We start from the raw sequence: 21,630 nt of genomic DNA, 5'->3' as shown, positions 1-21,630 counted from the left end.
ATTCATAATTTTTGCCGTTTCATTCCTCCGGGTAGTGAGTCGCAGGATTTGGAATGACACCGAGCCGGCTCCGCCAGTTGGAAGCGTTCCGCGCAGTCATGCAGAGCGGCTCGGTCAGCCGGGCGGCGCAGCGGATGTATCTCTCGCAACCGGCGGTCACGAAGCTGCTGCGTGGCCTGGAGGACGAGACCGGCCTCCCGCTGTTCGACCGCTCCCGGCGTCACCTTCAGCCCACGCCGGAAGCCGTGAAGCTGGAGGGCGCCGTTGCGACCCTGTTCGCAGCCGCCGATCGCCTGGATCGCACCATCGACGATATGCGCGGTATCGGGAGCGGCGAATTACGCGTCGCCGCCATGCCGCTCATGGGCCTGTCGCTCATCCCGCGACTTCTGGCCAAATTCGCCCGGGAGGTGCAGCCGGTGCGGATCTCGCTCGTTGTGGCAAGCTCGCGCGAGGTCCATGACTTGGTGCAGGCCGGCAACGCCGACCTCGGTTTCGCCCTGCCGGTCGGTCGGAGCGCGCTCGTCGCAGCACCACCGATCGAACTCCCCGGATTGGTGGTCCTGCCGCCCCGGCATCGTCTGGCGCGCAACAAGATCGTTCCGCTTACCGAGCTCCACGACGAGCCCTACATCTCACTCGGTCGACAGTATCGCCTCCGCGATCAGGTCGACGAACTCTTCACCGTGAACGGAGTCACGCCCCGCCTCGTCGCCGAGACCCAGAACGCCGCCGCCGCGTGCGCCATGGTCGCCGCGGGTCTTGGCTTCACCGTCGCGGAGGCCGTGACCGTGAAGGGGCTCGGTGCGCAGGTCGTTGCGCGCAGCCTCCGGCCGACGGTGACCTACTCGGTCACGGTCCTGGGCAGCCCAGGACACCCGCTCTCCACCGCCGCTCTGGCTTTTCTCAAGCTGGTACGCAGTGAGGTTGCCAATAAATCTCCTGTTCTTGGCGGCCGCTGATCTGTTCAGGCTTGAGGTCTTTCATGTCGGTCCGGTCCATCCCTTGTCTTAATCAACCGGGATGTGGCGGCTTTAGGCATGCGGATCCTGATGGTGATGGCCGTTCGCGATGAAGCGGATGGCCATGGTGGCGTCTCATCCCTATCGGCAAACGTTGGACCGGCGGGCGGCCGTCTCATTGCGAAGGTTGAAAGCTGATCAGCGGCGCTCAAGCACGAGCCGGCCCCGTTCCTGCAAGCAGCGGCATGCCGGGCGTCTCGAAGGTTTCCGGCCTGCCGGTGTGCGACGCGCCTGACCGGCGCTGAGCGGGAGGTTTCGGATGAAGCGACGCACGCTGTTGCAGGGAGCCGGCGCCTTCGTCGCCAGCGCCGTTGCCGCGCCGGCCCTTGTCCGCGCGGAGGCGGTCACGACCCTGCGCTTCATCCCGCAGCAGGATCTGGTCACGCTCGATCCGGTGACGACCTTCGCGTACATCACCCGCAACCACGGCTACATGGTCTTCGACACGCTCTACGGCATGGACGCGGCCTATCGCGCCACGCCGCAGATGGTCGAGGGCCACCGGGTCGAGGCGGACGGGCGCCGCTGGGACCTGACCCTGCGCGAGGGCCTGCGCTTCCACGACGGGACGCCGGTGCTGGCCCGCGACTGCGTCGCCTCCCTGCGGCGCTGGGCCAAGCGCGACCCGTTCGGCGGCTCCCTCATGGAGATCACCGACGAACTGTCGGCGCCCGATGACCGGACGATCCGGTTCCGCCTCAGGCACCCGTTCCCGCTCCTGCCGATCGCGCTGGGCAAGGCGTCCGTCCCGGTCTGCGCCATGATGCCGGAGCGCCTCGCCGCCACCGACCCGTTCCAGCAGGTGCCGGAGCTCATCGGCTCGGGCCCGTTCCGCTTCAAGGCGGACGAGCGGGTACCCGGCGACCGCACCGTCTACACGCGCTTCGAGGGCTACGTGCCGCGCCGTGACGGCCCGCTCACCTGGACCTCGGGTCCGAAGGTCGTCCACTTCGACCGGGTCGAGTGGCGCGTGATCGGCGACACCGCCACGGCGACCTCGGCGCTGATCGCCGGCGAGGCGGACTGGCAGGAATACGCCTCGCACGACCAGCTCGGGCTCCTGCACGCCGCCAAGGGCGTGAGCACCCGCGTCCTCGACCCGACCGGCTTCGTGACCATGCTGCGGGTCAACCACCTGCAGCCGCCCTTCAACAACCCGGCGATCCGGCGGGCGCTCTGGGGTGGGATCGACCAGACCGCCTGCATGCAGGGCGTCGTCGGCGCCGAGGATCCCGGGCTGTTCCACGTGCCCCTCGGCTTCTTCTGCCCGGGCACGCCGATGGCCTCGACGGACGGATTGCAGCCGCTCACGGATCAGCGCGATCCGGCGCGGCTGCGCGCCGACCTCAAGGCGGCCGGCTACGGCGGCGAGACCGTGCTGCTGATGGTGCCGTCGAACTCGGCGCCCCTGCTGGCGCTCGGCCAGGTCGCGGCCGACCTGCTGCAGCGCGTCGGCATGAAGGTCGAGGTCTACGCGGTCGAGTTCAACGCGATGCTGCAGCGGCGCAACCGCAAGGGGCCCGTCTCCGAGGGCGGCTGGAGCGCCTTCGTCACCAATTGGTCCGGCATGGATTGGCTGAACCCCGCCGGCTACATCGCCCTGCGCGGTACCGGCGAGACCGGCTACGCCGGCTGGGCCACGACCCCGCGGATCGAGTCCCTGCGCGACGCCTGGCTCACCGCCCCGGACGAGGCGGCGCGCGCCGCGCTCTGCCGGGACATCCAGCTCCAGGCGATGCTGGACGTGCCTTACTACCCGCTGGGCCAGTACCTGCAGCCGACCGCCTACCGCTCCCGCCTCACCGGGATCCTCGACGGGTTCCCGACCTTCTGGAACGTCCGGCCCGCCTGAGGATCACGGCGCCGGGGCCTCACAGCCCCGGGAAGGTCGGCGGCGCGATCGCGTCGGGGCCGCGCCCGGCCCAGTCGAGCTGACGGATCTGCGCGAGCGCGCGGCCCTGCGCTTCCTCCAGGGCCGCCGCGGCGGCGGCGTAGTCGACCGTGAGGGCGCGACCGTCGCGCACGATCTCGCGGCCGCCGACGAAGACCTGGCGGATCGCGCGGTCGCCGGCCGAGTAGATCAGCGACTGCACGGGATCGCGGCACGGCCGCATGGCCGGATGCGCGCAGTCGACGAGAACGAAGTCGGCCTTGCAGCCCGGCGCGAGCCGGCCGATATCGCCGCGCCCGAGCGCCCTGGCGCCCCCCACCGTGGCGGCGTGGAACACGTCTGCCGCGCGCGTGTCGCGGGGATTTTCGGCGACGACCCGAGCGAGGTACGAGACCAGGCGCATCTCGTCGAGCATGTTGTGCGGGTAGACGTCGGTGCCGACGCCCATATTGACGCCCGCCTGGAGGTAGCGCCCGAAATGGTGGAGCGCGATGCCGCGGCGGGCGAAGACCGTCGGGCAGTGGGCGACCGTGGCGCCGCGCTCGGCCAGGCGGCGCATGTCCGAGCCCGGGCTGTGCCAGTGGGTCCAGGGATGGTCGTCCAGGAAGATCCCGTGGCCGACGATCGTGCGCTCGGTGAGCACGCCGAGATCGTCGAGCCACTCGATCGGCGTCATCCCGGTGCGCCGGGTGATCTCGTGGAATTCCGACAGGGACTGCGCCGCATGGGTGTGGAACCGCAGGTCGCGCCGGACCGCCTCGGCATGGGCGTCCCGCATCAGCTCCGCCGTGCAGGTGTCCACCTGCGCCGGGCAGAGCATGCCGGAGAGGCGGCCGCTCGGGTGGCGCTGCGCCGCCTCGATCTCGGCGAGCGCCTGCTCCAGGCCGCGCTGGCCCGCCGCCGCGTCCCATTCGTACTCGACGCTGTGGCCATTCCGGGTGAGCCAGCGCCCCGACCGGAACATCGGGGCGATGCAGACCCGCAGGCCCGACGCGCCGAGGAGGTCAAGCCAGCCGTCGCTCGGCAGGGCGAGGTCGCAGACGGTGGTGACGCCCGACAGCGCGAGTTCCGCAAGCGCCACGCCGTAGGCGGCCCGCGTCCCCTCCGCGTCGGGCCGCAGGATCGGCAGGTACTCGTACAGCGACGTGTTGTAGAGCCGCTGGCTGCCGACCTCGTCCCACATGCCCTTGTTCATCGGCTCAGAGAACAGGTGCGTGTGGATGTCGACGAGCCCGGGCATGACCATGCAGCCCGAGGCGTCGACGGTCCGCGCCGGCTCGGGACCCGTGTAGCCCGGCCCGACATGGATGAGGGTGCCGTCCGCGAAGGCGATGTCCGCGTCGGTGCGGTAGACGTGACCGCCGCTGTCCGGATCCCAGGCGACGACCCACCGGGATCCCTTCACCAGGGTGACGGCGGCGGTGGCGTCCGGAGCTTCGTCGTGCATCGGTAACCTCTTCCTTGCGTCGGCGGGCGGGCAAGAACGGTGCCTCTCGGTCGGATCGGCGGCCGTGCGGCCCGGGTTTCGCTTGGCCCCATCCGCGGTCACGATCAGTCGGTCGACGTCTCGACTCCGGCGTTGGTCCGGATCGACCCGCGTACAGAGGGAAGGCGCCGTGCAGCCTCGCGACACCACCGCCCCCGCGCGCATCCTCGTCATCAACCCGAACGCGTCCCGGGCGGTGACGGCCGCCATCGACGCCGCCCTGGCGCCGCTGCGCCTGCCGGGCGGCCCCACCCTCGCGGTGACCGACCTGCCGGAGGGCCCGGAGAGTATCGCGACCCAGCAGGACGCCGATTCGGTGGTGATGCCGCTCGTCCGGCGCGTGGCGGTCGATCCGTCCGACGCCTTCGTCATCGCCTGCTTCAGCGATCCGGGCCTGCACGCGGTCCGGGAGGCGGCAAGCGGTCGCCCGGTGATGGGCATCGCCGAGTGGGGGATCCTGCGGGCCCTGACGCTCGGCGAGCGCTTCGGCATCGTGGCCCTGTCGGAGGGCAGCGTGCGGCGCCAGCGCCGCATGGTGCGCCAGATGGGCCTCCGGGATCGCTATGCCGGAAGCCGGCCGGTGGAGGCGCGGGCCTCCGAGACCGCGGACGCCGCCATGGGCCCGCGCCTGATCGCGGCCGGTCGGACCCTGGTCGAGCGCGACGGCGCCGACGTGGTCGTGCTCGGCTGCGCCGGCATGGCGCTCCATAGGACCGCCGTGGAGGGCGCGATCGGGTGTCCCGTCATCGAGCCCTGCCAGCAGGCGGCTGCCGCGGCCCTCGGGGCCGTGCTGCTCCGGGCGGCCCTGTGAGAAGGATCCGGCCATGCATTACGACCTCCTGATCCGCGGCGGCACCTGCGTGACGCCCTGGGGCTCCGAGACGGCGGATGTCGGAATCCGCGACGGGCGCATCGCGGCCCTCGGGGTCCCGGCCGGCGCAACCGCGGAGGCGGTGATCGACGCCGCAGGCCTGCACGTCCTGCCCGGCCTGATCGACAGCCACGTTCACCTGCGCGATCCCGGCGACCCCGCGGTGGAGACGATCGAGACCGGCACGCGGGCCGCAGTGCTGGGCGGGATCGCCACGCTGTTCGACATGCCCAACACCGTCCCGCCGATCGCCGACGCCGAGCGCCTCGCCTGGAAGCGCGACTACGTTGCGGGCCGCAGCTGGTGCGATATCGGCCTCTACGTGGCCGGGACCAAGACCAATATCGACGCGCTCGCGGCCCTGGAGCGGGAGGCGGGGGTCTGCGCCGTCAAGGTCTTCGCCGGCAGCTCCACGGCGGCGCTGATGATCGAGGACGACGCGCATCTCGAGCGGGCGATGCGCGCCGGCCACCGGCGCATGGCCTTCCACAGCGAGGACGAGTACCGGCTCCAGGCGCGCAAGCCGCTGTTCAGCCGCGGCCAACCCTACCGGACCCACATGGAATGGCGCGACGCGGAATGCGCCTTCCTGGGCACGCGGCGCCTCATGGCCCTCGCCCGCAAGACTGGCCGGGCGACCCACATCCTCCACGTCTCGACCGCCGAGGAACTCACCTACCTGCGCGACTTCCGCGACGTCGCCACCGTTGAGGTGCTGGTCAATCACCTGACCCAGGTGGCGCCCGAGTGCTACGACACGCTGGGCGGTCTCGGCGTGATGAACCCGCCGATCCGCGACGAGCGCCACCGGGCGGCCGCCTGGGCGGCCCTGCGTGACGGCACCGTCGACACGGTCGGCAGCGACCACGCGCCCCACGCGCGGGCGGCCAAGGCGCAGCCCTGGCCGGACTGTCCGGCCGGCCTCACCGGGGTCCAGACCCTGGTGCCGGTGATGCTCGACCACGTCGCGGCGAGGCGGCTGTCACTCGCCCGCCTTGTCGACCTGATGGCGGCCGGGCCGGCCCGCGTCTACGGGCTCCTCGGCAAGGGCCGCATCGCCGCCGGCTACGACGCGGACTTCACCCTGGTGGACCTGAAGGCCCGCCGCAGGATCGAGGAGTCCTGGATCGTGTCGCCCTGCGGCTGGACGCCCTTCGCGGGCGTCGACGTCACCGGCTGGCCCGTCGCCACGATCGTGCGCGGGACGCCCGTCATGCGCGACGATGTGGTGCTGGGCGAGCCCGTCGGCCGCCTCGCGCGCTTTGCCGGCTGACGGGGCGCCCGTCAGCCGGCGCAGGTCTCCGCCACCAGCCACGCGGTGAGGATCGCCACGGCGTCGAGCAGGTCGTCGATCGCCATGGCCTCGCGGGGATTGTGGCTGCCGTTGGCGTTGCGCACGAACAGCATCGCCATCGGCACGCCGGCCTTCGCGAAGGCGGCGGCGTCGTGGGAGGCCGGGCTGCCGAGGGGCCGGGTCGCGATGCCGAGCGCGTCCGCGGCCGCCGCGAGCCCGTCGCGGATCCGGGGCGAGACCGCGCCGACGCCCGCCTCGGCGCGGGAGCCCAGCGTCACCGTCACGCCGCGGCGCGCCGACGCCTCCGCCACCGCCGCCAGGAACGCCGCCTCCAGCTCGGCCAGCACCTCGGCCGCGTAGGCCCGCATGTCGAGGCTGAACCGGAATTCGCCCGGGACCGTCGTCAGGCCGTGCGCCGCGGCGTCCGTGTGGAACCGGCCGAAGGTGACGGCCATCGGGCAGCCGGCCGCCTCGCGCGCCGCCCAGACCCGGTCCAGCGCCAGGGCGATCTCGGCCCCGGCCATCGCCGCGTCGCGCCGGAAGCGCCGCGGCGTCCCGACATGGTCGTAGCGGCCGGCGATGCGGACGTCGGGATAGCGGACGTTGCCGGGGATCCCGGTGCACAACCCGACCGGGATCCCGGCCTCCTCGAGGCTCGGCGCCTGCTCGATATGCACCTCCAGGAAGGCGTGGATCGCGGCGGCCTCGCGGGCGGCCGGGCCGCGGCGCAGCGCGTCCGGGTCGCCGCCCTCCCGGGCGATATGGGCGGCGAGGCTGAGGCCGCTGTCGATCCGGGCGGCGTCGAGCGCGCCGTCCGGCAGGGCTCCGAGGGCGGCACGGCTTCCGATATAGGAGACCTGAAACCACACGCTCTCCTCGGCGCGGATGCCCATCACGGTGATGTCCCGCTCCGGCTCCAGGCCGAGCTGGCGGATGGCCGCGACGGCGGCGAGCCCGGCCACCACGCCGGCGGCGCCGTCGAAGTTGCCGCCCTGGGCCACGGTGTCGAGGTGGGAGCCGATCAGGATCGGCGGAAGAGTCCGGTCCCGCCCCGGCAGCGTCATCGCGGTGTTGGCGGCGGCGTCCCGACCGATCGCGAGGCCGAGATCCGCGGCGCAGCGCGCCACCACCGCGTGCGCCTCGGTTTCCTCCGGACTGTAGGAGGGCCGCGTGAACCCGGGGTCCGTCCGGCCGCACCGGGCCAGCTCCGTGAACAGGGTCTCGACCCGGCCGTGCTGCGCGCGCACGGCTGCCTCGATAGCGGCCACGCTGTCCATCGCTACGTCTCCCCGGGCGGGAGCCGGAATGGACCCGCCAGTGCCGCTCTGCCACTTTCGTGCCGGCCTGTTGGCTGCCCCAAGGTAGCGCGGCAGCCGGAGCATCGCGCCCCGCCCGGAGACTGGGTCTGCCGGATCGCCGGTCGCGCGGCCACCTTGCGCCCCGGGGATGTCGCGGTTGGGGGGTTGCCGAGCCGTGCGCGGGTCAGGCCCGCGGCCTGGGATTGTTGCTCGACCGAACCGTGGCGGCTATCGCCAATCCGGCCAGACGAGAGGGCAGGGGTTCCGCAGATGAAGAAGATCGGGTTCCTGTCCTTCGGACACTGGTCGCCTGCCGGGCGGTCGGAAACACGGACCGCAGGCGACACCCTCCTGCAGTCGATCGACCTCGCGGTCGCCGCGGAGGAACTCGGGGCGGACGGCGCCTATTTCCGGGTTCATCATTTTGCACGCCAGCTCGCCGCGCCCTTTCCGCTTCTTGCGGCAGTAGGCGCCCGGACGAAGCGCATCGAGATCGGCACCGGCGTCATCGACATGCGCTACGAGAACCCGTTCTATATGGTCGAAGACGCCGGCTCGGCGGACCTCATTTCGGGTGGGCGCCTGCAACTCGGTATCAGCCGCGGTTCACCCGAGCAGGTCATCGACGGCTGGCGTCATTTTGGTTTCGCCCCGGCCAACGGCGAAACGGATGCCGACATGGGTCGGCGGCACGCCGAGGTCTTCCTCGACCTGCTACAGGGGAGGGGATTCGCCCAGCCCAACCCGCGGCCGATGTTCGCCAACCCGCCGGGGTTGCTGCGCCTCGAGCCGCATTCCGAAGGCCTCCGGGATCGGATCTGGTGGGGATCGGCCTCCGACGCGACCGCCGTCTGGGCGGCACGACAGGGCATGAACCTGCAAAGCTCCACCCTCAAGGCAGACGAGACCGGCGAGCCGTTCCACGTCCAACAGGCCAAGCAGATCCGCCGCTATCGGGAGGCCTGGACGGAGGCAGGGCACACCCGCGCGCCGCGGGTCTCCGTCTCGCGATCGATCTTCGCGCTCGTCAACGACCGCGACCATGCCTATTTCGGGCGCGGCGCGAGCAGCGACCAAGTCGGCATCATCGACAACATGCGGGCGGTGTTCGGCCGCTCCTACGCTGCGGAGCCGGAGCGGCTGATCGATGAGCTCAGGGGCGATGAGGCGATCGCTGAGGCCGACACCGTACTGTTGACGGTCCCGAACCAGTTGGGCGTCGCCTACAATACTCACCTCATCGAGAGCATCCTCAAGCACGTGGCTCCAGCCCTCGGCTGGAGATGACCAGCCCGTAGATGGGAACGCTCGATACCTGTCCTCACACTGCGGCCCTGAATCGAACCGTGGGCGGTGCACCTGCCTCGAGCAAACCTGCCAACTTCTCCAGGGCCGCACGAAGCGCCTCTTGATCGGGCGCTGCGTTGACGCAGACTCGGACGGTATCGCTTTGGTGCAACGAAGACACCTCGAACAGGCTGATCGGCGTAACCCCCACCCCTGCCTCCTCCGCGGCCCGCGTATAAGCTTCCGCTGACCAGCCGTTCCCCAATTTCAGGCAGAAATAGTACGCGTTCGCTTGGGTGAGGACGGCTTGCCTTGGCAGGAGGCCAGCAACGAGGGCCTGCCGTGCTTGCGTTTCCGCACGCATCGCGGCGACGATTTGATCGATCTGCTGCGACTCCAAAAGGCGCGTCGCCCATTCCGCGTTGACCGGCGATGCCATCAGCGTGGTCGCACGCAGCGCGATCCCGAAAGCATAGACCAGGTGCCGGGGCACGCGCAGGAAGCCGACGCGCAATCCCGGGCCCGCAAGCTTCGACAAGCTCGAGATGTGCACGACCCGGTCTGGCGCTGATGCAGCGAGTGGTTTCAGGATTGGGTCCGGCAGGAAGCCGTAGACATCGTCCTCGACGATCAGGACGTCGTGGCGTGCACAGACTTCGGCCACCTCCCGCCGCCGCTCGTCCGACATCGTGGCGGTGGTCGGGTTGTGCAGCGTCGGCGTGCAGACGAGGACCTTCGCGCCGGTTCGGCGGCAGACCACGTCGAGGTATTCGGGCACGATGCCTTCGCGGTCCATGCGGACCCCGACCAGCGAGCGACCCAGCATGCCGGCCGCGGATTTCAGGCCGTAGAAGCTCAGCTCTTCGGCCAGGACGACATCGCCCGGATGCGTCAGCGCCATAAGGGAGAGCAGCAGGCCGTGCTGGCCGCCGCAGGTGACCAGCACCTCGTCGGCCTCGGCCTCGATCCCGAAGCGACCGAGCCATCGCGCGGCGATGGCCCGATGCCTGTGAAGACCGACGTCGACCTGGCTCGCGAGCAGGGCTCCGAGATCGACAGCGCCGTCGAGTTCGGGGCGGATCAGCGCCAGCGCAGGGTGATGCATCGCATGCGCCGGGAAGTTGTGCGACAGGTCGATAAAGGTCTGACGCGGGACCGGCTCCCGAAGTGACGGCGGCCCGTCCGGATCTTGCACGTGGTTGAGGAAGGTGCCGCGGCCGACCTCGCCTCTGACAAGGCCCAGCCGCTGCATCTCGGCATAGGCCCGGCTGACCGTCCCGATATTGAGCGACAGCCACGCGGCCAAGTCGCGCTGCGGCGGCAGCCGATCGCCTGGCCGCAGGGCGCCGGTCCGCAGCGCGATCTCGACCGCGCCGACGATGGCCAAATAGCGGGCGCCGGCCGTCCGCTCGACGGCATGGGTCCATTCGGGTCGACTCATCCTTGCACCGATTGTCCCACACATTGTCTCGGTCCGACCGGATCTGCGACCGAAATTCGAGCGCCATGCCGCCGATATCCGCGAGCCAGGTCCGACAATGTCGCCTAGCTTGATCATGACAATACGGCCCGGAACCTCGGTCTGGGACATCACGCGGGTCAAGCCTGCGGAACGGAGATCGCGGTGCCGAAGACACAATCAGCCCCATCTGCCATGCTGTTCCACATGGTCTCCGGCGGGCCGCAGCCGGTGGCTCCCTTCAGCCACGCGGTCGAGGCCGACGGCTTCGTCTTCGTCACGGGGCAGATGCCGGACACGCCGGCCAATCCCGGCATGCTGCCGGACGGCATCGAGGCGCAGACCCGCAACGTGATGGCCAACCTCGAAACGGTCCTGGCCGGGCTCGGCCTGGGATTGGAGCACGTGGTCGTCGCGCGCGCCTTCCTGACGGAGTTCAAGCGCGACTACGCGGCGTTCAACGCCACGTACAAGTCCTTCTTCCCGCATGACCGCCTGCCGGCGCGAACCTGCGTGGGCACGACGGGGCTCGCCTACGACGCCCTGGTCGAGATCGACCTGATCGCCCGCCGGGGCGATGCGCCATCCCTTCCGTCGAGCGCGCAAAAGGACTGAGCCATGGCTTCCGTTCGGGACAGGATCATCGGCATCGCCACCGCGGCGGCGCTGAGCTTGAGCTTCGGGGCGTCACCGTCCTCTGCGGCGAGCCTCGACGAGATCAAGACCAAGGGGTCCATGGTCGTCGCGACCGAGGACAGCTACAAGCCGTTCGAGTACGTCGAGAACGGCAAGCCGATGGGCCTCGACCACGACCTCCTCGCGCTGCTGCGCAAGGAGGCGCCGTTCAAGATCGACCAGCAGATCATACCCTGGACGGGGCTTCTGGCCGGCGTCGCGACCGGGAAGTACGACGTGGCCCTGACGGCGGCCGTCATCACCCCCGATCGCGTCCAGAGCCTCGCCTTCACGATGCCGATCGCCGAGGCGACGCAATACTACGTGGTCCGCGCTGACGAGACCCGGATCAAGGGCGTCCCCGACTTGGCCGGCAAGACGGTCGGCGTGCAGTCCGGCGGCGCGTCCTACGCGGCCCTGGCCGATCTCGAACCCACGCTCGCGAAGACCGGCGGCAAGCTCGGCAAGGTGGTGCAGTACACCTCGCTGCCGGAGGCTTACCAGGATCTCGCCAATGGCCGGCTCGACTACGTGATCAACGGCGTCGTCAACCTCGTCAGCCTGACGAAGGACCAGCCGAAGCGCTTCAGGATGGGCGAGGCTGTCGGCGCGCCAACCTATGCGGCCTGGGCCGTCGCCAAGGGGAACGACAGCCTCCTGGCCTACCTCGACCAGTTCATGGCGAAGGTGCGGGCAAGCGGAGAGCTCTATGCCCTGCAGGAGAAGTGGCTCGGCCGCGCCTTCAAGGACCTGCCGTCCGCACCGACCAAGTAGCCTGGGAGCGCGGGACGATAGAGCCGGACGCGGAGAGTGACGGCCATGACGTGGCCAGCGATACGCACCATCCTCGACGGCGCGGTGGTCACCGCCGCGCTCGCCGCGGTCAGTATCATGTTCAGCCTGCCCCTGGGTCTGTTGCTCGCGCTCCTGCGCGCGAGCCGCATCCCCGTGGTCGCGGGTCTTCTCGCCGCTTTCGTCAGCCTCGTCCGGGCGACGCCGTTCGTGACGCTCGTCCTGTTCGTCTTCTTCATCCTGCCGGCGGCCGGATTGGAGCTTGAACCGGCTCCGGCCGCCATCGTCGCGCTCACGCTGAATACGGCGGCGTTCAGCAGCGAGATCTGGCGCTCGGCACTGCTGACGTTTCCCCGGGATCAACTTGAGGCGGCCACCGCCTTCGGTCTGTCGAAGCGAGCGACCTTCATCCGCATCGTCTTCCCGCAGATCTGGCGGGCCAATCTCGGGCCCCTGGTCAGCGAGGTCACGATCCTCCTGAAGTGCACCCCGGCCGTTGCAGTCATCGGGGTGGTGGAGATCACCCGCGCGGCCGGCCGGGTCGGCGCAGAGACCTACGAGCCGCTGCCTCCCTTCCTCGTCGCGACGCTCATCTACACCGCGCTGATCGCAACGCTCGTGCGTGGCCAGCGCGTCGTCGAGCGCAGGATCGCACGGCGCTTCGGATTGGTGCGCCCGTGAACGGACTTCTGGTCGTCTGGGAGAGCCGGGACGTCTTCCTGTGGGGGGCGGCCAACACCCTGTCGCTTGTGCTGGGCTGCCTCCTGCTCAGCATCCCGGTCGGCATCCTCGGCGCCGTCGTCCTCACGGAGGCACCGGCTCCGCTGCGCCGCCTGTTCGGTGAGGTCGTCGATCTCCTGCGGTGCGTGCCGTTCCTGCTGCTCGCCTACGTCGTCTACTACGGCCTGCCCGAGCTCGGCCTCAGACTCGATCCTTGGTGGGCCGGACTGATGTCGCTCACGGTCTACACGACGGCCTACCTCGCGGAGATCTTCCGGGCGGCGTTCCTCGCGGTTGCTCCGGACAACATCGAGGCGGCGCACGCCTTCGGCCTGTCCCGCAGCCTGATCTACCGGCGCATCATCCTGCCCCAGGTCGCCATCACCGCTGCCCCGGTGATCGGGAACCAAGTGATCACGACCATCCGGGACAGCGCGCTCCTCATGATCATCACGGTGCAGGAACTGACCTTCGCGGCGAACTTCGTCAGTGCCAACCATTTCACGCCGTTCGCGCCGTTCGCCGCGGCGGTCGGCCTCTACCTGCTCATGTCGTTCGTGGTCGAGGCGGGCGTGCGCCGCATGGAGCGGGTGAGGAAGGTACGCTATGGCTGAGACCGACGCCGCGATCTCGGTGCGGGGTTTGTGCAAGGATTTCGATGGGTTCGAGGTCCTGCGTGACATCGACCTCGACCTCGCGCCCGGTACGACGACCTGCATCCTGGGGCCAAGCGGCTCGGGCAAGTCGACCTTTCTGCGCTGTCTCAACTGGCTTGAGCAGCCGAGCGCGGGCTCCATCCGCATCGATGGCAAGCTCATCGGCCGGAGCGGGGATGGCAGGGCCGCGAAGCCGATGGCACGGCGCGAACTGGCCGCCACGCGAACCAGCATCGCCATGGTGTTCCAGCACTTCGCACTCTGGCCGCATCTGACCGTGCTCGGCAACGTGACCGAGGCGCCGGTCCACGTCCTCGGCCGTCCCAAGCGAGAGGCTGAGGAGGAGGGCCGCGCGATCCTGGCGCGCGTCAACCTCATGGAGAAGGCCGACGTCTACCCGCACACGCTGTCCGGCGGTCAAAAGCAGCGCGTCGCCATCAGTCGCGCGCTCGCCATGAGGCCGAAGGTCATCCTCTTCGATGAGCCGACCAGCGCCCTCGATCCCGAGATGGTCGGAGAGGTGCTTTGCGTCATTCGCGAGCTTGCGCGGGAGGGGCTGACCATGGTGGTCGTAACCCATGAGATGAGCTTCGCCCGTGAGGTCGCCGACACAATCGTCTTCATGGACGGGGGGCGCATCCGGGAGGTTGCTGCGCCGACGGACTTCTTCACCAATCCGCAGTCCGACCGAGCCAGGCGGTTCATCTTTCGAAATTGATCGACGCCGTGGGCTCTCGCGGCCCGGTGTCCTCTTGAGCAAGCGCCGCCGCACAGATGGTTGTGTTTGCTGAAATTGGATGGAAACATCCTCGAAAGACAAGCATCCGGTCTCGCCTGCTCGCCGCGACAATCTTCGATGGAGAGCCTCGATGGCGCGGATGAGAAGGCAAGTTGCCGAAAAGTCCTGCACAGAACAGTCAGTTCCACTCCCGCGCTCCGGGCCAGATAAAGTTGCGTGCTCGACGCCTCACGGTCACCCGGGCGTGACCACGTTCTGGATGAGAAGCCTCAACCGATAGTTGTGAAGATGTTGTCGGCTTCCTCGCCTGAGTGGCATGCGCCTTGCTGTGCGATGAGAAGCTTCAGGAGTTTCTTGGCTTGTCCCGCACGTCCAACGTGACCGATCTCTCCCGCCGCACAATTCTGGCGCTTCCCCTCGGCCTCGCAGCGGCGGCGACCGGCGCGCGCGCCGCCGAGCCGAAACGCGGGGGGACGATGGTGATGATCGTCCATCCGGAGCCCTCGACCCTGGCGCATTACGCGGTGTCGGCGGGCAACATCCCGCCGATCGCCACGCAGGTCTACGAGGGGCTGTGCACCTACGACTGGGACCAGAACCCGCAGCCGAACCTCGCAAAGTCGTGGGAGGTCGCGCCCGACGGCAAGACCATCACGTTCAAGCTTCAAGACGGCGTGACCTTCCACAACGGCAAGCCGTTCACCAGCGCCGACGTGCAGTACTCCTTCATGGAGATCCTTAAGAAGTACAATCCGATCGCGCCGGTCATGCTCGCGGAACTGGTCGCCGTCGACACGCCGGACCCGATGACCGCAATCCTGCGGCTCGCCAATCCGGCGCCCTACATCATGAAGGCGCTCTCCGGGCGCGACCTGCCGATCCTGTGCCGCTCGGTCTTCGAGGGCACGGACGTCCTCCAGAACCCCAGTGCCAACAAGCCGATCGGGACCGGCCCCTTCAAGTTCGTGAGCTGGGAGCGGGGCCAGTCTGTGCGCCTGGACCGCAACGAAAACTACTGGAAGCCGGGTCTGCCGTATCTCAACCGGATCGTCGCCCGGTTCATCCCGGATGCGGCCACGCGCTCGGCGGCGATGGAGGCGGGCGAGGCCCATTTCGCCGGCTACAGCGCGGTGAACTACGCCGACCTCGAACGGATGAAGACCAACCCGATCCTCGATCTCACGACCAAGGGCTACGAGATGACGCCCGCCCAGAGCGTCCTCGAGCTGAACGGCCGTCACCCGCATCTCCAGAAGAAGGAGGTGCGCCAGGCAATCGCCTACGCCATCGACCGCAAGGTCATCCTCAAGGACGTGATGTTCGGCTACGGCCTGCCCGCCACCGGTCCGCTCAGCCGCAAGTTCAAGACCGCCGGCCTCTACACCGACGACGTGCGCCAGTACGACGTGCCGGACCGGCTGGACATCGCCAACCGGCTGCTCGACGAGGCCGGCGCCCCGCGCGGCGCGGATGGGACCCGCTTCGCCCTTCACCTGGAGGTGAATTCCTTCGGCGAGCAGTGGCTGCGGCAGGCCGAGTACCTGAAACAGGCACTTGCCATTGTCGGCATCGCCGTGACGCTGCGCTCGGAAGACACCGCGACCTGGCTGCGGCGCGTCTACACGAACTACGACTACGACCTGAACGAGCCGTTCCTCAGCCAGGGCGTCGACCCCGTCTACGGGCTGAACAAGCAGTTCCTGACCAGCCAGATCCGCAAGGGCGTGACCTTCGTCAACGACACCTTCTACAGCAATCCCGAGGTCGACCGCATGCTCGGCGAGGGCGCGCGCGAGCCGGACGCGGAGAAGCGCGCCGCGCTCTACAAGAAAGTCCAGCAGATCCTGGCGGAGGACAGCCCGATGATCTGGCTCATCGACGTGCAGTACGTCAGCGTCTTCAACCGCCGCCTCAAGGACCACACGACCGGCCCCCTCGGAACCCAGCAAGCCTTCGAGCGGGCCTGGATGGACAAGTAGTCCCGTGCGGCTCGCGCGTTTCCTCGGTTACCGGCTGCTGCTGGCGATCCCGGTGGTGCTCGGCATCGTCGTGCTCAACTTCTTCCTGATCCACCTCGCGCCCGGCGACGCGGCCTCCGTGCTGGCCGGCGAGAGCGGGGCGGCCAGCCCTGAATACATGGAGCAGCTGCGCCACAAGTTCGGCCTCGACCAGCCGCTTGCCACGCAGTTCGGCGTCTACCTGCTCAACATGCTCCACCTCGATCTCGGCTACTCGTTCCGCAACGACAGCCCGGTTGGGAGCCTGATCGTCGACCGGCTCTGGCCCACCGGGCTGCTGATGCTGACCGCCTTCGCGGCCGCGTTGCTGATCGGCACGCTCCTCGGCCTCGTGGCCGCGACCGGGCGCAATTCGTGGCGCGACGCGGTCATCTCCCTCGTCAGCCTCGTGGCCTACGCGACGCCGGGCTTCTGGCTCGGACTGATGATGATCGTGGTCTTCGCCATCCGTCTCGGCTGGCTGCCCACCAGCGGCTACGACACGGTCGGCGCCGACAACGAGGGCTGGGATGAGGTCTGGGACGTCGGCCGCCACCTCGTCATGCCGGCGGTCGCGCTCGCGCTGTTCTACCTCGCGGTCTACGCCCGGGTGATGCGCGCCTCCGTGCTGGAGCAGGTCGGCATGGACTACGTCACCACCGCCCGCGCCAAGGGCCAGACCGAGGCGCGGGTGATGACCGGGCACGTCCTGCGCAACGCGCTGCTGCCGGTGGTCACCATGGCGGGCGTGCAGGCCGGCAACCTGATCGGCGGCTCGATCGTGGTCGAGACGGTGTTCGGCTGGCCGGGGGTCGGCACGCTGGCCTTCAACGCGCTCCAGTCGCGCGACCTCAACCTGCTCCTCGGGATCTTCTTCGTCTCGGCCTGCCTCGTCGTGGTGATCAATCTCGCCGTGGACCTCGTCTACGTCTGCCTCGATCCGCGGCTGGAGCTCTAGCGATGCGCACGGCTCTGGCGCGGTTCGCGCGCAACCGCCTCGCGCTCGCGGGGGCGGCGGTGCTCCTCGGGCTGGTCGCCCTCGTGGCGCTCACGCCGCTCCTCTATCCGGGCGATCCGTTCCGGCTCGTCGGCCCCGCCCTCCAGCCGCCGGGCAGCCAGTTTCTGCTGGGCACCGACACGCTGGGCCGGGACGTGGCCGCCGAGATCGCGTACGGCGCCCGCACCTCCCTGATCATCGGCCTCAGCGCGACCGGGGCGGCGATCCTGCTCGGGACCCTGATCGGTGGGCTGGCCGGCTACTACCGGGGCGGTGTGGAGGTCGCGCTGATGCGGCTCACGGAGTTCTTCCAGACGATCCCCGCCTTCGTGCTGGCGATCCTGATCGTGGCGATCCTCTCGCCGTCGCTCTTCAGCGAGGTCGTGGCCATCGTGGCCGTCTCCTGGCCCGGCATCGCCCGGCTCGTACGGGGTGAGTTCGTGGCGCTCGGCGGCCGCGAGTTCGTGCTGGCCTGCGACGGCCTGGGGGCGGGCGACGCGCGCATCGTCTTCCGCCACATGCTGCCGAACTGCACCTCGGCGATCATCGCGGTCGGCACGCTCCTGATCGGCACCGCGATCCTGATCGAGGCGGGGCTCGCCTTCCTCGGCCTCGGCGATCCCAACGTGATGAGTTGGGGCCTGATCATCAGCTCGGGCCGCGCGGTCCTCCGGTCTGCGTGGTGGATCTGCACATTCCCCGGGCTGGCGATCCTGCTGACCGTCCTCGCCATCAACCTCGTCGGGGACGGCCTGAACGAGGTCCTGAATCCGAGGCTCCGAGAGCGATGAGCGACGCCGTCCTCGAGATCGAGAAGCTGACGATCACGCTCCCACGCGGTGCGGATCGGCCGAACGCCGTCACCGATCTGGATCTCGTCCTGCGGCCCGGCGCGGTCACCTGCCTGATCGGCGAGAGCGGGTCGGGCAAGTCGATGGTGGCGCGCGCGATCCTGGGTCTGCTTCCGGGGCCGCGGGTGCGCGTGGCCGGTGGGCGCATCCAGTTCGAAGGGGCGGATCTCGCGGTGATCCCGCCGCGTCAGATGCGCGGCGTCCGAGGGGCGCGCATCGCGATGATCTTCCAGGAGCCGATGACGGCCCTGAACCCGCTCCACACGATCGGGCGGCAGATCGACGAGGTCCTGCGCATCCACACGACGCTCGGGCGCGCGGACCGCCGGGCGCGCATCCTCGCGCTCCTCGCGAGCGTCCACCTCCCGGACCCGGCCCGGCTCCTGCGCTCCTACCCGCACCAGCTCTCGGGCGGCCAGCGCCAGCGCGCGATGATCGCCATGGCGCTGGCGCTGAACCCGCGGCTGCTCATCGCCGACGAGCCGACCACGGCGCTCGACGTTACCACGCAGGCGCAGATCCTCTCTCTGATCCGCGACCTGCAGCGCGAGCACGGCACGAGCGTCCTGTTCATCACCCACGATTTCGGCGTCGTGGCCGACATCGCCGACACGGTCGCGGTGCTCCAGAAGGGCGTCCTGGTCGAGCAGGGGCCCGCAGCCGCGGTCCTCGGGGCGCCGAAGCATCCCTACACGCGGGCCCTCATCGCCGCCGTGCCGAAGCTCGCGCCGCCGCCGCGCCGGGCCGCCAGCACCGCCCCCCTGGTGGTGGAGGCGAGGCAGGTCGAGAAGACCTACGGCGCCCGCGGCCTGTTCGGCGGCCGCGTCACCCGAGCCCTCGACGGCGTGGACGTCGTGCTGCGACGGGGCGAGACCCTGGGTCTCGTCGGCGAGAGCGGCTCGGGCAAGAGCACGCTGGCGCGGGCGATCACCCGGCTGATGCCCGTCGATGGCGGGGAGATCCTCCTGGCCGGGCACAGCGTCGCCGAACTGAGCCGCCGCCAGATGCGCCCGCACCGCCGGCGCGTGCAGATGGTGTTCCAGGACCCCTACGGCTCCCTCGATCCGCGCCAGCGCGTGGTCGACATCGTCGCCGAGGGGCCGATCATCCACGGCACCGAACCCGGGATCGCGCGTGTCCAGGCGTGCGAGATGCTGGCGCTGGTCGGCCTGGATCCCGCGGCGGCGCAGCGCTACCCGCACGAGTTCAGCGGCGGCCAGCGCCAGCGGATCGGCATCGCCCGGGCGCTCGCCATGAAGCCCGAAATCCTGGTGGCCGACGAGCCGGTCTCGGCCCTGGACGTCTCGGTGCAGGCGCAGGTCCTGGCGCTGCTCGCCGACATCAAGGCGCGGCTCCACCTCAGCATGCTGTTCGTGACCCACGACCTCCGGGTCGCGCTGCAGGTCTGCGACCGGATCGCGGTGATGCGGTCCGGTCAGGTGGTCGAGGTCGCGCCGACGTCCGAGATCTTCTTCGCGCCGAAGCACCCCTACACCAAGGCGCTGTTCGCCGCCGTGCCCGGCGCCCAATGGCAGGACCCGATCCCCGCATGACCACCGCGCAGCCCCTCTCGACGGACCCGTTCCTGCCCGGGCCGCGCATCCGCGTCGCCGGATCCGCGACGGGGCCGCTCGCCGGCCTCGCCTTCGCCGTCAAGGACCTGATCGATGTCGCGGATGCCCCTACGGGGGGCGGCAACCCGGACTGGCCACGCGTCTACCCGACGCCGACCCGCCATGCCGGCGTGGTGCAGACGCTGCTCGATGCGGGTGCTTCGGTCATCGGCAAGACGGTGACCGACGAGGTTTCCCTGGGCATCCTCGGCGAGAACGCTCACGACGGCACGCCGCTCAATCCCGCGATGCCGGACCGGGTGCCCGGAGGCTCGTCCAGCGGATCGGCCTCCGCGGTGGCCGCTGGCGCCTGCGACTTCGCCCTGGGCACGGATACCGGCGGCTCCGTGCGCGTGCCAGCGAGCTTCTGCGGCCTCTACGGCATCCGGCCGACGCACGGCCGGATCGACTTCGCCGGGATCTGTGCCCAGGCGCCGACTTCGGATACCTGCGGCTGGTTCGCCCGGGACGCGGTGACCTTCGCGCAGGTCGGCGAGGTTCTGTTCGGCCAAGCGATGCCGGACCACCTGCCCCACACGCTCCTCGTGGCCGCCGACGCGCTCGGCTTCGCCGACGCCGCGGTCCAGGAGGCGCTGGCCCCGCAGATCGACCGTCTGGCCACCCTGATCGGCAATCGCCGCGATGTGACGATGGCGCCGCAGGGCCTGTCCGTCTGGCAACGGGCGCAGCGCGTCCTGCAGAGCAGCGAGGCGTGGCAGACCTTCGAGCCTTGGCTGGATGCCTGCAATCCACGCTTGGCCTTCTCGGTCGCCCGCTCGTTGATCCAGGGCTCGATGATGACCGACGCCGAGCGCAGCGCGGCGAGCCTGATGCGGATCGAGGCGAGGGCCCGCCTCACGCGGCTCCTGCCCCCCGGCACGATCCTGTGCCTCCCGACCACACCGTTCCCGGCGCCCTTGCGCGGGCTGCCGCTCGGCGCGCTGCATCCCCTGCGCGAGCGCATTGCCTGCCTGACGAGCCATGGCGGGCTCACCGGCGTCCCGCAGGTCAATCTGCCGGGCGCACGGGTCGACGGCGCTCCGGTCGGCCTCTCGATCCTCGGCGCGCGCGGGACCGACCTCGATCTGATCCGCATCGCGGTCGCCCTGGAGGGTTGAATGGACGTGACCGTCAACCGTCCCGAGGTCGTGGCCGAGATCGCGGCCCTGTTCGAGCGCTACGAGCAGGCGCTCGTCGAGAAGGATGTCGCTGTCCTCGACGCGACCTTCTGGGACAGTCCGCACACGATCCGCTACGCCCTGGGCGAGAATTGCTATGGCTTTGCCGAGGTCCACGCCGCCCGCGTGGCGGCCGATCCGCCGCCGGGCGGTACCAAGGAGGCGCGGATCCGGCTGGAGATCCTGACGCTCGGGACCGACGTCGCAACCGTCAATCTGGAGTTCAAGCCGCGCGGCAAGCCCGGCATCGGGCGCCAGAGCCAGACCTGGATGCGCTTGCCCGACCTCGGTTGGAAGGTGGTGTCAGCTCACGTGTCGATCATGCCGGTTGCAGGCTAATTCATAGATGCGCAGGTAGATCACCGCCTCGCTGCGGCGCCGGGAAAACCTTCATCGGGCGGCGCCTCGAATGCACGTGACTATCGCCTGGGCCCGACGGCCTCCAAGTGGAGGCGGTTGATGTCTCGCTACAAAACGCTGCGCGCGCTAGAAACTCATTCTGAATTGACGCCAGGCATCGGTTCTTTATCGGCTTAAGTTGAATACCCGATGCGTCCTCGTTCGAAGGCGGGCGGACGGCGGTTGGTCGGATCGGACTGGAGCTGTTGCCGTTCAGTCTGACCCGGACGGGATCGGTGTGGTGGCCGGTGCTGTGAGGCGATGGTTTTCGGATCACGGAGGAGCACTATGGCTGCTCTGGCCCGCAAATCTCCAGAGCCGGCCACATGACGCCCGATCGCGGCGACCGCGGCACCGAGCTCATCCGCCGCGGTGTCGGCCTCTGCCTGACGGGCCGTCGCGGTC

General features: G+C 69.6%; 19 protein-coding genes. 16 read left to right on the top strand and 3 right to left on the bottom strand.

What is annotated here, in order from left to right:
- The first annotated feature begins 53 nt into the window (after positions 1–53).
- Both CIW48_RS03960 and CIW48_RS03955 read left to right on the top strand, forming a co-directional pair.
- Positions 54–962, top strand: a complete 909-nt coding sequence (locus tag CIW48_RS03960; protein ID WP_149309246.1) for a LysR family transcriptional regulator — start codon at positions 54–56, stop codon at positions 960–962.
- A gap of 319 nt (positions 963–1,281) precedes the next feature.
- Complete coding sequence (locus CIW48_RS03955; RefSeq protein WP_149309243.1) at positions 1,282–2,874, top strand: ABC transporter substrate-binding protein; 1,593 nt, start codon at positions 1,282–1,284, stop codon at positions 2,872–2,874.
- Between the two features lie 19 nt (positions 2,875–2,893).
- Here the strand turns inward: CIW48_RS03955 and CIW48_RS03950 are convergent, their stop codons facing one another.
- Positions 2,894–4,360 carry an amidohydrolase family protein gene (locus CIW48_RS03950; protein ID WP_149309241.1) on the bottom strand — a complete coding sequence of 489 codons (1,467 nt, stop codon included), beginning with the start codon at positions 4,358–4,360 and terminating at the stop codon, positions 2,894–2,896.
- Between the two features lie 169 nt (positions 4,361–4,529).
- On the opposite strand from CIW48_RS03950, the gene CIW48_RS03945 reads away from it, so the two are divergent.
- Positions 4,530–5,210, top strand: coding sequence for an aspartate/glutamate racemase family protein (locus tag CIW48_RS03945; RefSeq protein WP_149309239.1), 681 nt, complete (start codon positions 4,530–4,532; stop codon positions 5,208–5,210).
- Between the two features lie 13 nt (positions 5,211–5,223).
- The gene (locus CIW48_RS03940) at positions 5,224–6,543 is read left to right on the top strand and encodes a dihydroorotase (protein ID WP_149309237.1); all 1,320 of its coding nucleotides are present in this window, start codon (positions 5,224–5,226) and stop codon (positions 6,541–6,543) included.
- Between the two features lie 11 nt (positions 6,544–6,554).
- On the opposite strand, the gene CIW48_RS03935 is transcribed toward CIW48_RS03940, so the two are convergent.
- Positions 6,555–7,841: a hydantoinase/carbamoylase family amidase gene (locus tag CIW48_RS03935; RefSeq protein ID WP_149309235.1), complete on the bottom strand. Its 1,287-nt coding sequence runs from the start codon at positions 7,839–7,841 to the stop codon at positions 6,555–6,557.
- A gap of 291 nt (positions 7,842–8,132) precedes the next feature.
- Here CIW48_RS03935 and CIW48_RS03930 point away from each other — a divergent pair, with 291 nt between their 5' ends.
- Positions 8,133–9,149: an LLM class flavin-dependent oxidoreductase gene (locus CIW48_RS03930; protein ID WP_149309233.1), complete on the top strand. Its 1,017-nt coding sequence runs from the start codon at positions 8,133–8,135 to the stop codon at positions 9,147–9,149.
- A gap of 34 nt (positions 9,150–9,183) precedes the next feature.
- Here the strand turns inward: CIW48_RS03930 and CIW48_RS03925 are convergent, their stop codons facing one another.
- Positions 9,184–10,740, bottom strand: coding sequence for a PLP-dependent aminotransferase family protein (locus CIW48_RS03925; protein ID WP_197739342.1), 1,557 nt, complete (start codon positions 10,738–10,740; stop codon positions 9,184–9,186).
- A gap of 63 nt (positions 10,741–10,803) precedes the next feature.
- Here CIW48_RS03925 and CIW48_RS03920 point away from each other — a divergent pair, with 63 nt between their 5' ends.
- The 11 genes from CIW48_RS03920 to hpxZ all read left to right on the top strand — a co-directional run bounded on the left by CIW48_RS03920 (position 10,804) and on the right by hpxZ (position 21,165).
- Positions 10,804–11,223 (top strand): RidA family protein, encoded by a 420-nt coding sequence (locus CIW48_RS03920; protein ID WP_149309327.1) that lies wholly within the window; start codon positions 10,804–10,806, stop codon positions 11,221–11,223.
- A gap of 3 nt (positions 11,224–11,226) precedes the next feature.
- Positions 11,227–12,057 (top strand): transporter substrate-binding domain-containing protein, encoded by an 831-nt coding sequence (locus tag CIW48_RS03915; RefSeq protein ID WP_149309231.1) that lies wholly within the window; start codon positions 11,227–11,229, stop codon positions 12,055–12,057.
- A 45-nt stretch (positions 12,058–12,102) separates the two neighbouring features.
- Positions 12,103–12,756, top strand: coding sequence for an amino acid ABC transporter permease (locus CIW48_RS03910; protein WP_149309229.1), 654 nt, complete (start codon positions 12,103–12,105; stop codon positions 12,754–12,756).
- Positions 12,753–13,409 carry an amino acid ABC transporter permease gene (locus CIW48_RS03905; protein WP_091775598.1) on the top strand — a complete coding sequence of 219 codons (657 nt, stop codon included), beginning with the start codon at positions 12,753–12,755 and terminating at the stop codon, positions 13,407–13,409. The genes CIW48_RS03910 and CIW48_RS03905 overlap by 4 nt, the downstream gene beginning before the upstream one ends.
- On the top strand, positions 13,402–14,169 hold the full coding sequence (locus CIW48_RS03900; RefSeq protein WP_149309226.1) for an amino acid ABC transporter ATP-binding protein: 768 nt from the start codon (positions 13,402–13,404) through the stop codon (positions 14,167–14,169). The genes CIW48_RS03905 and CIW48_RS03900 overlap by 8 nt, the downstream gene beginning before the upstream one ends.
- A 380-nt stretch (positions 14,170–14,549) precedes the next feature.
- Positions 14,550–16,169, top strand: coding sequence for an ABC transporter substrate-binding protein (locus CIW48_RS03895; protein WP_149309224.1), 1,620 nt, complete (start codon positions 14,550–14,552; stop codon positions 16,167–16,169).
- Positions 16,170–16,173: 4 nt separating this feature from the next.
- Positions 16,174–17,145 (top strand): ABC transporter permease, encoded by a 972-nt coding sequence (locus tag CIW48_RS03890; RefSeq protein ID WP_043755366.1) that lies wholly within the window; start codon positions 16,174–16,176, stop codon positions 17,143–17,145.
- Positions 17,146–17,147: 2 nt separating this feature from the next.
- On the top strand, positions 17,148–17,975 hold the full coding sequence (locus tag CIW48_RS03885; RefSeq protein ID WP_149309223.1) for an ABC transporter permease: 828 nt from the start codon (positions 17,148–17,150) through the stop codon (positions 17,973–17,975).
- A complete protein-coding gene (locus tag CIW48_RS03880) occupies positions 17,972–19,588 on the top strand; it encodes an ABC transporter ATP-binding protein (protein ID WP_149309220.1) in 1,617 nt (538 codons plus the stop codon). Before CIW48_RS03885 ends, CIW48_RS03880 begins: the two co-directional genes overlap by 4 nt.
- Positions 19,585–20,766: an amidase gene (locus CIW48_RS03875; protein WP_149309218.1), complete on the top strand. Its 1,182-nt coding sequence runs from the start codon at positions 19,585–19,587 to the stop codon at positions 20,764–20,766. Before CIW48_RS03880 ends, CIW48_RS03875 begins: the two co-directional genes overlap by 4 nt.
- Positions 20,767–21,165: an oxalurate catabolism protein HpxZ gene (gene hpxZ / locus CIW48_RS03870; protein WP_173009169.1), complete on the top strand. Its 399-nt coding sequence runs from the start codon at positions 20,767–20,769 to the stop codon at positions 21,163–21,165.
- Positions 21,166–21,630 lie beyond the last annotated feature (465 nt).

The sequence above is a fragment of the Methylobacterium sp. P1-11 genome, assembly GCF_008329595.1.
GTDB lineage: Bacteria > Pseudomonadota > Alphaproteobacteria > Rhizobiales > Beijerinckiaceae > Methylobacterium.
Note: the sequence above shows the minus strand (reverse complement) of the source record. Positions and strands in the feature narration are given on the sequence as shown.